General features: G+C 69.3%; 10 protein-coding genes. 5 read left to right on the top strand and 5 right to left on the bottom strand.

Features of this window, described 5'->3' with window-relative positions:
* The first annotated feature begins 36 nt into the window (after positions 1 to 36).
* Together TVH25_RS12105 and TVH25_RS12110 are read left to right on the top strand one after the other, a co-directional pair.
* Positions 37 to 843: a sensor domain-containing protein gene (locus TVH25_RS12105; RefSeq protein ID WP_422424269.1), complete on the top strand. Its 807-nt coding sequence runs from the start codon at positions 37 to 39 to the stop codon at positions 841 to 843.
* Between the two features lie 148 nt (positions 844 to 991).
* Complete coding sequence (locus tag TVH25_RS12110; RefSeq protein ID WP_422424271.1) at positions 992 to 2,119, top strand: DUF4192 domain-containing protein; 1,128 nt, start codon at positions 992 to 994, stop codon at positions 2,117 to 2,119.
* 1 nt (position 2,120) lies between these two features.
* Here TVH25_RS12110 and galE read toward each other — a convergent pair whose 3' ends face one another.
* Both galE and TVH25_RS12120 read right to left on the bottom strand, forming a co-directional pair.
* Positions 2,121 to 3,119, bottom strand: coding sequence for a UDP-glucose 4-epimerase GalE (gene galE / locus TVH25_RS12115; RefSeq protein WP_169620665.1), 999 nt, complete (start codon positions 3,117 to 3,119; stop codon positions 2,121 to 2,123).
* 52 nt (positions 3,120 to 3,171) lie between these two features.
* Entirely contained in the window at positions 3,172 to 3,858 is a 687-nt protein-coding gene (locus tag TVH25_RS12120) for an iron dependent repressor, metal binding and dimerization domain protein (protein WP_422424274.1), read from the bottom strand.
* Positions 3,859 to 3,962: 104 nt separating this feature from the next.
* Here TVH25_RS12120 and TVH25_RS12125 point away from each other — a divergent pair, with 104 nt between their 5' ends.
* The gene (locus tag TVH25_RS12125) at positions 3,963 to 5,234 is read left to right on the top strand and encodes an acetoin utilization protein AcuC (protein ID WP_422424276.1); all 1,272 of its coding nucleotides are present in this window, start codon (positions 3,963 to 3,965) and stop codon (positions 5,232 to 5,234) included.
* Between the two features lie 55 nt (positions 5,235 to 5,289).
* The gene (locus TVH25_RS12130; RefSeq protein WP_422424280.1) at positions 5,290 to 7,974 is read left to right on the top strand and encodes a GNAT family N-acetyltransferase; all 2,685 of its coding nucleotides are present in this window, start codon (positions 5,290 to 5,292) and stop codon (positions 7,972 to 7,974) included.
* A gap of 89 nt (positions 7,975 to 8,063) precedes the next feature.
* On the opposite strand, the gene TVH25_RS12135 is transcribed toward TVH25_RS12130, so the two are convergent.
* The 3 genes from TVH25_RS12135 to TVH25_RS12145 all read right to left on the bottom strand — a co-directional run bounded on the left by TVH25_RS12135 (position 8,064) and on the right by TVH25_RS12145 (position 11,064).
* Positions 8,064 to 9,026 (bottom strand): sigma-70 family RNA polymerase sigma factor, encoded by a 963-nt coding sequence (locus TVH25_RS12135; RefSeq protein WP_169620668.1) that lies wholly within the window; start codon positions 9,024 to 9,026, stop codon positions 8,064 to 8,066.
* Positions 9,027 to 9,198: 172 nt separating this feature from the next.
* The gene (locus TVH25_RS12140) at positions 9,199 to 10,677 is read right to left on the bottom strand and encodes a DUF7059 domain-containing protein (RefSeq protein ID WP_422424278.1); all 1,479 of its coding nucleotides are present in this window, start codon (positions 10,675 to 10,677) and stop codon (positions 9,199 to 9,201) included.
* A 27-nt stretch (positions 10,678 to 10,704) separates the two neighbouring features.
* Entirely contained in the window at positions 10,705 to 11,064 is a 360-nt protein-coding gene (locus TVH25_RS12145; RefSeq protein ID WP_169620670.1) for a DUF3099 domain-containing protein, read from the bottom strand.
* 73 nt (positions 11,065 to 11,137) lie between these two features.
* On the opposite strand from TVH25_RS12145, the gene TVH25_RS12150 reads away from it, so the two are divergent.
* Complete coding sequence (locus TVH25_RS12150) at positions 11,138 to 11,377, top strand: DUF3039 domain-containing protein (protein WP_169620671.1); 240 nt, start codon at positions 11,138 to 11,140, stop codon at positions 11,375 to 11,377.
* Positions 11,378 to 11,506 lie beyond the last annotated feature (129 nt).

The raw sequence follows: 11,506 nt of genomic DNA on the forward strand, positions 1-11,506 counted from the left end.
CCGGGCCCCGCTGGACTGTGGACGACGGAGGTTCGGGTGGCGAAGTGCGACGCTCCACGGTGCAGGACCGCCGACGACCCTCGCCCGCCCCGCCCGGCCGCGCGCCGCACGATCACGGCAGCGATACTCCTCACCGGCGCATCAGTCCTGGTCGCAGCGTGCACGACCAGCATTTCCGGTGTCGCACGCCCCGAGGCCACGCCGCACACCGGCAGCCCGTCGGCCACCGCGGCGCCGCCCCCCCGCGCCCCTCCCGGTAGCGGAAGCACCCCAGCCGAATTGCTCTTGCCGGTCGACCGCTTCCCGGAGCCGTACAGTGCCGTGGTCCTGCCCCCGCAGGCGGTGGCGCAGGCGGCGCCGGACCTCACCGGGATCCCACCGGGTGCCCGCGTGAACCCAGGCGGCTGCCTGCCGCCGCCGCAGGACTACGGGCCGGGAGGGACGGCGATGGCCGTCGGCACCGACACCGGCGGCCGCGCCACGCTCAGCGTCGAAGTGACGACCCCGGCGGAGCCCCTCGCGGACTACCGTCGCCACCTGGTCGAGTGCGCGCGGGTCGAGGCCACCCACCGGGGCGTCACCGCGACCGTCACCACGGCGCTCGAACCCGACCCGCCGGTGCTCGTCCCGGGCTCGGAGACACTGGCGTTGTCCCGGACGGTCACCTCGGGGGAAGGCCCGGACGCTCTCGCTCAGTCGATACTCACGCATACCGCCCAACTCGGGGACGTGCGCGTGCTGGTGACGTACATGTCGTTCGAATCGGGCGCCGCGGACGCCGAGAACGTCGATCGGGTCTACGCGGACGCGGTGCGGTACGCGCTCGAAGCCCGGCCACGGTAGACGCGGGTACCCACGCGCCGGCCACGTGCGTCCGCGGCGGTACCGGCACGCCGCGCGGTTGTCCACAGAGCGCGGGTCGATCCCCAGAGCGCACCGATGGAGCCCCGGAGGCACCGTACCTGTCCTCGGGCCGGGAGACCGTTCGGGCATGACCACACCCACCTCGTCCTCACGCCCGCTCCGCCTCACCGATATCGGAGACCTGATCGCAGCGGTGCCCGCGCTGCTCGGGTTCCGTCCCGCGCGCTCCCTCGTCGTTCTCAGCCTCTCGCCCGTGACAACCCGGCCGGGTGAGACGGGGGCCGCCACGATCGGAGCGGTGATGCGGCACGACCTGTTACTCGACGGACCCCGAGACGGGACGCAGGACCCGATGCGCGAGGCGTTCCGCCGGTTCCGTGCCGTGTGCGCACGTGAGGAAGCCGACTCGGTGATCGCGATCCTCGTCGACGACAGGCTTCAGGACCCTCACGGACCTGCCGCCGGCCGTGCTCACGCCCTCCTCGAGGAGTTCGCCGCCTATCTCGCGACCGCCGACATCGTGCTCGGCGGTGCGCTCGCGGTCCCCGCCATCGATGCCGGCGAAACGTGGTTCGTTCCCGGTCGCGACGATTCCGGGACGGTGCCCGACCCCGACGCCTCCGTCGTGGCGGCCACCCGGGTGTTCGACGGCAACCCCATCCGGCGAACTCGCAGCGAACTCACCACACTCCTCGAGCCCTACCCGGCGAGTTTCCGCGCCGACGTCGCGAGCAGGCTCGACGCGGCCGTCGACGCCCGCGACCTCGCGTACGAGCGTGCCGAACGGAGCGGAGGATCCGCCGCCGCCGACCGGGCCGAACTGGAAACCCTCCTGGCCCTGGTCCTCCCGGGCCGCGACGGGGAACATCTGCTGCCGGGGGAATGCGCCGAACTGGCTGTGATCCTTGCGAACCGGACCGTCCGGGACGCCGCGCTGGCCCTCGCAACAGGACCGTGGGCGGGCGCCGCCGAACGCCTCTGGGTGGATCTGGTACGCGCCCTGCCCGACCCCGAACGCGCCGATGCGGCCGCACTGGTGGCGTTCGGAGCGTACGTGCGCGGCGACGGGCCGTTCGCCGGCGTCGCTCTCGGGGTCGCGCTGGAATCCGATCCGCGACACCGGCTTTCCGATCTACTCGATCAGGCGTTGCAGGCAGGGTTGCGTCCTGACGCGATCAGGAGCCTCGCAGCGACCGGATACGAGATCGCCGCGAGACTGGGTGTCGCACTACCGCAGGACGGACCTGCCCGGTGACTCAGCCGCGACGTGCGGCGTGCGAGCGATCGCCGAGGCTCTTGGTGAATTCCCAGGCGTCCGAGACGATCTCGTCGATATCGGTGTGTTTCGGAGCCCATCCGAGTTCGTTCATCGCCCGAGCACTCGACGCGATCAGCACTGCGGGATCGCCGGCCCGGCGGGGGGCGTCGACCGACGCGATCGGCAGTCCCGTGACGCGTTCGCACGCAGCGATCACTTCTCGGACACTGAAACCTTCACCGCTGCCGAGGTTGTAGATGCGGTGGCGACCCGGTTCCGACCGCGTGAGCGCCAGGACATGCGCGTCGGCGAGATCCTTGACATGGATGTAGTCGCGCACCGCGGTCCCGTCCTTGGTGGGCCAGTCGGTGCCGAACACGGAGATGTGGTCTCGCTGCCCGAGCGCCACCTGCAACACCAGGGGAATCAGGTGGGTCTCCACCGTCCGGTTCTCACCTGCACCGCCGTACGCCCCGGCGACGTTGAAGTACCGCAGGCTCGTCGCCGCCAGACCGTGCGCGTGGGAGTACGACGAAATCGCATGATCGATGGCCAGCTTGGACGCGCCGTACGGATTGGTGGGTCTCGTCGGTGCGTCCTCGACGATCGGTACCTCGTCGGGCTCACCGTAAGTCGCCGCCGTCGACGAGAACACCAGACGGGGAGTGCGCGATCGCCGGATCGCCTCGAGCAGCGTCAAGGTTGTGACGACGTTGCCCTGCCAATACTTTTCCGGGTGTTCGACGGATTCGCCGACGAGCGACTGCGCGCCGAAGTGCAGCACGCCGTCGAAGCGGGGGCCGTCGTCACCGGAGCCGAGGACCTCGGTCGCGACCGTCGCGATGTCGCCTTCGACGAATTCGGCACCGGTGGGGACCGCGTCGGCGTTGCCTGTGGACAGGTCGTCGACCACAACCACCTCGTGGCCTTGTTCGAGCAGCACTGTGCTGCACACGCTGCCCACATACCCGGCACCGCCGGTCACCAGAAGTCTCACGCTGTGGATCCCCTCTTCACAGGCCCGCCGCGGGCCTGTGAAGAGGTCTGCATCAAACCTGTTTCACCTGCACGGCGTGGGCCATCTCGTCGGAAAGCTCGAAGCTGTTGTGCCCGGCCACGGTGATGGTCACCGCGCCCGGGCGCGTCTCGACTGTAACGCGCGCGTCCGGGACGACTCCGGCCTCACGCAGGCGCGCGATGACATCGGGGTCGGACTGCACGTATTCGGCGAGCCGACGCACCACGACCGCGGTCGGTTTACCGGCGGGAATCTCCGTCAGCCGAACCAGCTTCTCGTCGGGAGCAGCATCCTTGTCCAAGCCCAGCTGTGCCAGGCCGGGGATCGGGTTTCCGTACGGGGACGTCGTCGGGTTGTTGAGCACCTCGACCAGTCGCCGCTCGACCTCCTCGCTCATCACGTGCTCCCAACGGCACGCCTCGGCATGCACGTTCTCCCAGTCGAGGCCGATCACGTCGACGAGGAGTCGCTCCGCGAGACGGTGCTTGCGCATGACCGACACCGCGAGGTCGCGGCCTTTCTCGGTCAGTTGCAGATGGCGGTCGCCGGCGACGCGCAACAGGCCGTCCCGCTCCATGCGGGCGACCGTCTGGCTGACGGTGGGTCCACTCTGCTCGAGGCGTTCGGCGATGCGCGCACGCAACGGCACGACGCCTTCCTCTTCCAGATCGTAGATCGTCCGGAGATACATCTCCGTGGTATCGACCAGGTCCTTCACTCTCACACCCCTTCGTCTGCGCCGATTCTAACCGTGCGAATAGGGCGGTGGGGGCGCCCTTGGTTGCTCGCGCGTCCCATCCCGGACCAGTAGCGTCTGTGTTCATGACCACTAGCTCCACCGCCGAGGGCGGTACGACACAATTGGGCGGCGATCGAGTGGTGGTGTGGAGCCCCGAATACCTCGACTACCGGTGGGGCCCGACACACCCGATGAACCCCACGCGGCTCGATCTCACCATGGCGCTGTCGAAGAGTATCGGTCTGCTCGAGGGTGTCGAGACGGTCCATCCGTCTCCCGCGGACGATGTGGACCTGCTGCGCATCCACACCCCGGCCTACCTCGATGCCGTCAAACGGGCCGGCGCGGTCGCCCCCGGTACCGCTGCCGTCGCCGACGCCCCGCACGGCCTGGGTACCGAGGACAATCCGATCTTCCCCCGCATGCACGAGGCGAGTGCCACCCTCGCCGGCGGCACACTCGCCGCCGCCCGGGAGATCGCCTCGGGCCGGACCCGGCGCGCGGTAAGCATCGGCGGGGGAATGCACCACGCGATGGCCGACTGGGCCGCCGGATTCTGCGTCTACAACGACGCCGCGATCGCGATCTCCTGGCTTCTCGACAACGGTTACGACCGCATCGCCTACGTGGACGTCGACGCGCATCACGGTGACGGAGTCCAGCACGCCTTTCTCGGCGACCCGCGGGTGCTCACCATCTCTCTCCACCAGCACCCCGCGACGCTGTGGCCCAACACCGGATGGTCGAGTGAGGTGGGCTCGGGTGAGGCCGAGGGGACCTCGATCAACATGCCGGTTCTGCCCGGCACTGTCGATTCCTTGTGGCTGAGGGCTTTTCACGCGGTGGTGCCCGGAGCGCTCGCTGCGTTCCGCCCGCAGATCCTCATCAGCCAGTGCGGCGCCGACAGTCACCGCGAGGACCCTCTCGCAGATCTGGCGCTGACCGTCGACGGTCAGCGGGCCTCCTATCTCGCCATGCGTGATCTCGCGGACCGGCACTGCGAAGGCCGCTGGCTCGCAGTCGGCGGCGGCGGTTACGGGTTGGTTCGCGTCGTGCCCAGGGCATGGACCCACCTCATCGCGGCGGCGCTCGACCGCGAGATCGACCCCACCACCGCCGTTCCGGAAGACTGGCGCGAACGGGTCGGCGCCCTCGCACCCGGAGTGGATCTGCCGACCGTCATGGGGGAGGACTCGGACGTGTCCTACCTTCCCTGGGACGGCCCGGGAGGTACCCCGGAAACCGGGGTGGCGTCTCTCGATCGGGCGCTCACCCGTATCGACTCGGCGATCATCGCCACACGCCGATCGGCGTTCCCGCTGCTCGGCCTGGATCCGGAGGACCCGCGTGACTGAATCCCAGCAAGTACCGGCGGACCCGGGCCTCGAGTCCGGGAAAAGCGAGGCGGAGATCGCTGCCGATGCGGCACGCGAGCGCGCGCTCAGCGTCGCCCGGGACTATCCCCGTCACTGGGTCGCCGACGTCCTGGCCTCCGATGGCGGCGTCGTGCATCTGCGGCCCATCGTCCCCGAGGACGCCGACCGCATCGTGGAGTTCCACAGCAAACTGTCGGAACGGACCCGGTACCTGCGGTACTTCGGGCCGTATCCCACGATTTCGAAGAAGGACCTGTTCCGGTTCACCGTCGTCGATCACCACACCCGTGTGGCGTTCGTGGCGCTGCTCGGCGACGAGATCATCGCGGTCGGGCGGTACGAAGGACTCCCGGACGAGGGGGACGGGTTGTCCGCCGAGGTCGCGTTCACCGTCGCCGACGCGCATCAGGGGCGCGGTCTGGGGCCGATCCTGCTCGAGCATCTCGCGGGTGCGGCAGCCGAGAACGGCCTGCACACCTTCGTCGCGGAGGTTCTCGCCGAGAACCGGCACATGATCACGGTGTTCCGCGAAGCGGGATACCAGGTCAGCCGCAGTTTCGAGGGCGGGGTGGTGCGACTCGAGTTCGCCATCGACCCCACCGAAGCGCTCGTCTCGGTGCGGAACGCCCGCGAACGCGCCGCCGAGGCGCGCAGCGTCCGCAACATCCTGGGCCCCGGCAGCGTCGCGGTGATCGGTGCGTCCACCGACAGCCGCAAGGTCGGTAATGCGGTGCTCGTGAACATGCTGCGCAGCGGGTTCACCGGACCGGTGTACCCGGTCAACGCGGAACACCGATCGGTGCGGGGGGTGCGCGCCTACCCCACGGTTCGCGACATCCCGGACGAGGTCGACCTCGCGATCGCCGCGGTGCCCGCCGAGTCCATCGACGCCGTACTCGACGACTGTCTCGCCAAAGGCGTCAAGGCGCTGCTCGTCGTCTCGTCCGGATTCGGCGAAACCGGGCCGGAGGGGCGCGACGCGGAACGGCGACTCGCCCTCGCCGCCCGCTCCCACGGCATGCGGCTGATCGGCCCGAACGCGCTCGGCGTGGCCAACAACGATCCGTCGATTCTGCTCAACGCGACCCTGGCACCGGTACTTCCGGCGCTCGGCAACGTCGGCTTCTTCTGCCAATCGGGCGCTCTGGGTATCGCCATCCTCGACGAGGCCGCGAAGACCGGGGTGGGCCTGTCGTCGTTCGTCTCCGCCGGCAACCGCGCCGACCTGTCCGGCAACGACCTGCTGCAGTACTGGGACACCGACCCGGCGACCGAGGTGGTGCTGCTGTACCTCGAGAGCTTCGGCAACCCGCGCAAATTCTCGCGGATCGCCCGCCGGGTGGCGCGCAGCAAGCCGATCGTGGCGGTCAAGAGCGGACGCCATGCCGTACCGCCGGCCCTCGCGGCACGTACCGGCGAAATGGACGACACCATGGTGCGCAGCCTGTTCGAACAGGCCGGTGTCGTGCAGGTGGAATCCATTGCGCAACTGTTCGACTCGGCTCTGCTCTTCGGGTATCAGCCGCTCCCCGCCGGGCCGCGGGTCGCCGTCATCGGCAATTCCACGGCTCTCGGTGTGCTCGCGGTCGACGCCGCACGCGGTGAAGGACTCGTGGCACCGGAGTCGGTGGACCTCGGGCCGCAAGCGACCCCGGACGAGTTCGCCGAGGCCGTGGCGCACGCATTGGATTCGGCGAGCATCGATGCGGTGATCGCGGTGTTCGTGCCACCGGTCGCGGTGGACGTGCAACCGTTCGCCCAGGCACTGCGCGATGCGGTCTCCGGATCCGACAAGCCCGTGGTGACGACCTTCCTCGCCACCGAAGGCATCCCCGACGTGCTCGCCGTGCGGGACTCCGCGGGCAACCCCACCCGCGGGTCGGTGCCGTCGTACCCGGGGCCCGAGCGTGCGGCCAAGGCGCTCGCGCGGGCATGGCGTTATGCGAAGTGGCGCAGCAGGCCGCCGTCGCAGGTCGTGCGCCCGGCGGGGATCGATCCCGACCGGGCCCGCGCGCTCGTCCAGGGGTGGCTCGAGACCACTCCCGAGGGCAGGTACCTGTCCGACACGGAGGCGGCGCTGCTACTGGCGTGTTACGGCGTGCACGTCGCGGATTTCCGGGCGGTGACCACCGAGTCCGAAGCGGTCGCGGCGGCGAAGGAGATCGGTTTTCCGGTCGCCGTGAAAGCCACCGGGGCGCAGTGGCGCCATCGTCCCGACCTGAGTGGGGTACGGCTCGATCTCGTCGACGCGGAATCCGTGCGGATCGCGTACCGCGACCTTGCGGCGATGTCGGGCGAGCCGCTGCTGCACGTGCAGAAGATGGCGGTCAAAGGCATCGGATGTGCGATCCGCGTGCAGGACGATCCGTCGTTCGGCGCACTCATCTCGTTCGGCCTCGCCGGTGTCATCTCCGACCTTCTCGGCGACCGGGCGTACCGGGTGCTGCCCCTGACCGAGGACGAAGCGGCCGAACTGATCGACGCACCGAAGGCCGCACCGCTGCTCTCCGGCTACCGCAACGCGGCCCCGGTGCACAAGGCGGCGCTGGTGGATTTCGTCCAGCGGATCTCGGCTCTCGCCGACGATCTGCCCGAGGTGCGCGATCTCGTCTGTGAGCCGCTGCTCGCGTCCCCTGTGGGTGTGGAACTGACCGACGCCCACGTGCGGGTCGGCCCGGAACCGCACCCGCTCGATTTGGGGCCCCGGCGCCTGCGCTGACCGCCGATCCGCGGGGGCGCCCCACAGACAAGACGATCCCCGAGGACCCAGCCCGGTCCTCGGGGATCTTTTACCGCTGACGCGCCCGGTCAGCTGGCATATGCGCGAAGGCGATCTGCGCGTTCGCCCTCGCGAAGCTTGCTCATCACTTCGCGTTCGATCTGCCGGACCCGCTCGCGCGACAACCCGAACAGCTTGCCGATCTGGTCGAGCGTGCGGGGCTGTCCGTCGTCGAGGCCGTACCGCAGGCGGATTACCTGCTGCTCGCGCTCGTCGAGCGTGCCCAGCACGGTCCGGACGTCGCTGTGCAGCAGTCCCGCGATGACGGCGTTCTCGGCGGACGTGGCTTCGGCGTCTTCGATGAAGTCACCGAGCGGCGCCTCCTCGTCGTTGCCGACCGGCATGTCGAGGCTCACCGGGTCGCGGCTGTGGTCGAGCAGATCGGCGATCTTCTCGACCGCGATGCCCGACTCGCTCGACAGTTCCGCATCGGTAGCTTCCCGGCCGAGTTGCTGGTGCAACTCACGCTTGATCCGGGCGAGCTTGTTGACCTGCTCGACGAGGTGGACGGGCAGGCGGATCGTGCGGCTCTGGTCGGCCATGCCGCGGGTGATGGCCTGACGGATCCACCACGTGGCATAGGTCGAGAACTTGAAGCCCTTCGCGTAGTCGAACTTCTCCATCGCGCGGATCAGGCCGAGGTTGCCTTCCTGGATCAGGTCCAGCAGGGGCATACCACGTCCGGTGTACCGCTTCGCGAGCGAAACCACGAGACGCAGATTCGCCTCGAGCAGATGGCTGCGGGCGGCCTGGCCTTCGCGAACGACGATCGACAGGTCGCGCTTCTTCGCAGCAGTGAGCCGCTTCTTGGTCTCGAGCACGTGCTTGGCATACAGACCGGCCTCGATCCGCTTGGCCAGCTCCACCTCATCGGCTGCCGTCAGCAGAGCTGTCTTGCCGATCCCGTTCAGATAAACGCGGACGAGATCAGCGGCGGGGCTCTGGCTGTCGATGTCCGAATCGACGCGAGCGGTTGTTGCGGGGCGTGCCATGACGTGCCTCCTCATCGGTGGTGTCTTACAAGCTTCAACGCTCGGAAGCCCACCGATAGTTCCCGTGAGACTGTGAGCGCCACCGCACTGACCTGCGGAAACCCGCCGCCCGTCCTGAGAAGTTGCTGAGAGATCGCCCAGGCGGAACCCGCCACCGCCGCAGACGCCGGAATCAGGCCGGTTCGACCAGTCCGTGCCGGACCAGACCCTGGACGAGCGAGACGGCCTGTGCCGCCAACGCGTCCTCGTCTTCCCCGTGTGCGGCGGCAAGCAACGTCACCAGGTCCTCCAACGGCAATCCGTCGGCCCGGAATCCTGCGAGCAGCGCGGCGGCGAGGTCGTCGATCTCGTGTTGCCACCCGGGTCCGTTGCCGCGGTGCACGCGGACGACGGCTTCTTTCCAGCCCTCCGCGCCGGGAAGATAGACCCGCTCGAGAGCGGTGTCGGGCCGCAGAGTGAACCGCGCGCCGAGCACATCGTGGTTCCGGAGCCACTCGACACGCCGGAAGTAGTCGACCGCCTCGTCCCCGAGGGAATCGGTGGACCCGTGCCGCAGGTCTTCGGCGAGCACGTCCGACGGGCCGTCGGTCCGCCTCAGATAGACGAATCCGAACCCGACGCCCTCGACGCCGTTGCGTTCGAAGTGGTCGAGCCACTGCTCGGCGAGGGCTGCACCGTCGGGGTCGCGCTCGTCGGCGTCGCCGTCGCGCAGCCACGTCCCCACGTAGAGCGCGGGGTCCGCGACGTCTCGCTGGACGACCCAGGCGTCGACGCCGTGCGAAGGGAGCCAGGAGGCGACGCGGGCCCGCCAGTCCTCACCGTCGACGTGCACCCACGACGCGAGCATCGCAGCGGTTCCACCGGGGTTCAGATACCGGACCGCCTGCGAGACCATCAGCTTGCTGGCGCCGTCGAGATCCATCCCGGAGTCCCGGTAACTGTGCTCGACGTCGCCGGTGCTCACCACGAACGGCGGGTTCGCGACGATGCGATCGAATGTCCTGCCCGCGACCGGCTCGAACCACGATCCCTCGAGCAGTTCCAGGTCGATCTCGTTGAGCGCCGCGCCGGCGGCGGTGAGGGTCAGGCACCGCGGCGTGATGTCGGTTGCGGTCACCGTGTCCGCGTACTCGGCGGCGCGGATCGCCTGGACGCCACATCCGGTGCCCAGATCGAGCACCGATCCGACCCGGTCGGTGGGAGTGGCGTGGAGCAGCGACAGGGAGGCCTGCCCGACGCCGAGGACATGGTCGGGGCGGGTGACGGTGGGGCGGAGAGAGCCGTCGAGGTCCGAGAGCAACCACCGCGTGCCGGTCCCGGCGTCGAACGGGCGGAGGTCGAGGGCGGCGCGCACGCCGTCACCGTCGCGTTCGAGGAGTCCGGCCCGGATCGCGTCGGCCGGGGACAGGGGAGCGAGCGCGCGTGCCACGTCGTGCTCGGGGCAGGTGTCCTGCAACAGGAACAGGCGCACGAGCAGGCCCAGATCACCGGCCCCGCGGGCCGCGCGGCGCGCCGGTACCGGCTCCCCGCGACCGTATGCGGCGTGCGCCTCGGGCCCGAGCAGTTCCCGCACGGCGTCGAGGTCGTAGCGGGATCGGTTCAGCGCCGTGCGCAGGGCAGGGCAGATCGACAGAAGCAGGTCGCGGTCCACCCCGGCATTCTCGCAGGGCGTCGTGCGTCAGCCGTCGATGACCCGGCGGTCGGGTGCCTCGATGGCGGGGTTCGTGTCGAAACGGCCGTCCCAGCGGCTCGGCTCGTCTTTGCTGCGCGGCGGCCGATCGTTGGCGATCAGCACGGCGACCCAGGGGAGCGGGATCGACAGGCCGATGATGGCCATCGATATCCAGGGGTTTTCGAAGACGCCGTACGCGATCGCCGCCAGGATGAGCGCGGGGATACGGAACGACATCAACGTGAGGTATTTGCGGACCCGCGCTCGGTGCTGGTCCTCGAGAGACGCCGACGCCTCCGTGATCAGAACCGGGTTATCGGGCGATCCGTGGTCGGGAGATCCACCGAAACCTGAAGTTCTTGCCATAGCCTCCACCTTCCCACGACAGGTCCCGAGATGCACACGCGCATCCTCGGCCGTCGTGCGGCATCATGGATACGTGAGCACGGATACCAAGGAACGGCCGGATACCACCCCCGACGAGACGACCGAGGACGATACTCCCAAGTTCTTCCACTACGTGAAGAAGGACAAGATCGCGGAGAGCGCGGTCATGGGAACCCACGTGGTTGCGTTGTGCGGCGAGGTTTTCCCTGTGACGCGATCGCCCAAACCCGGTTCGCCGGTGTGCCCCGAGTGCAAGAAGGTCTACGAAGGCCTCCGTAGAGGCGGCGAGTGAGCCTCGGGCTCGGTTCCGGCACCCGGGTCCAGCGGTAGTACATCGGCATCGTCGGCCCGGGGGGGCCGCGGTTACCCCGGCGCGGGTGGGTGGTGGGGGGGGGGGGGGTGCGGGCGGGGGCCGGGGGGG

The organism is Rhodococcus sp. 7Tela_A2, from assembly GCF_049311045.1.
Taxonomy (GTDB): Bacteria; Actinomycetota; Actinomycetes; order Mycobacteriales; family Mycobacteriaceae; genus Rhodococcus.

Bases quoted from the DNA above. Each gene is read 5' to 3' on its own strand.
- TVH25_RS12110 (WP_422424271.1), top strand. From the start codon at position 992: ATGACCACACCCACCTCGTCCTCACGCCCGCTCCGCCTCACCGATATC.
- TVH25_RS12125 (WP_422424276.1), top strand. From the start codon at position 3,963: ATGACCACTAGCTCCACCGCCGAGGGCGGTACGACACAATTGGGCGGC.
- TVH25_RS12135 (WP_169620668.1), bottom strand. From the start codon at position 9,026: ATGGCACGCCCCGCAACAACCGCTCGCGTCGATTCGGACATCGACAGC.
- TVH25_RS12145 (WP_169620670.1), bottom strand. From the start codon at position 11,064: ATGGCAAGAACTTCAGGTTTCGGTGGATCTCCCGACCACGGATCGCCC.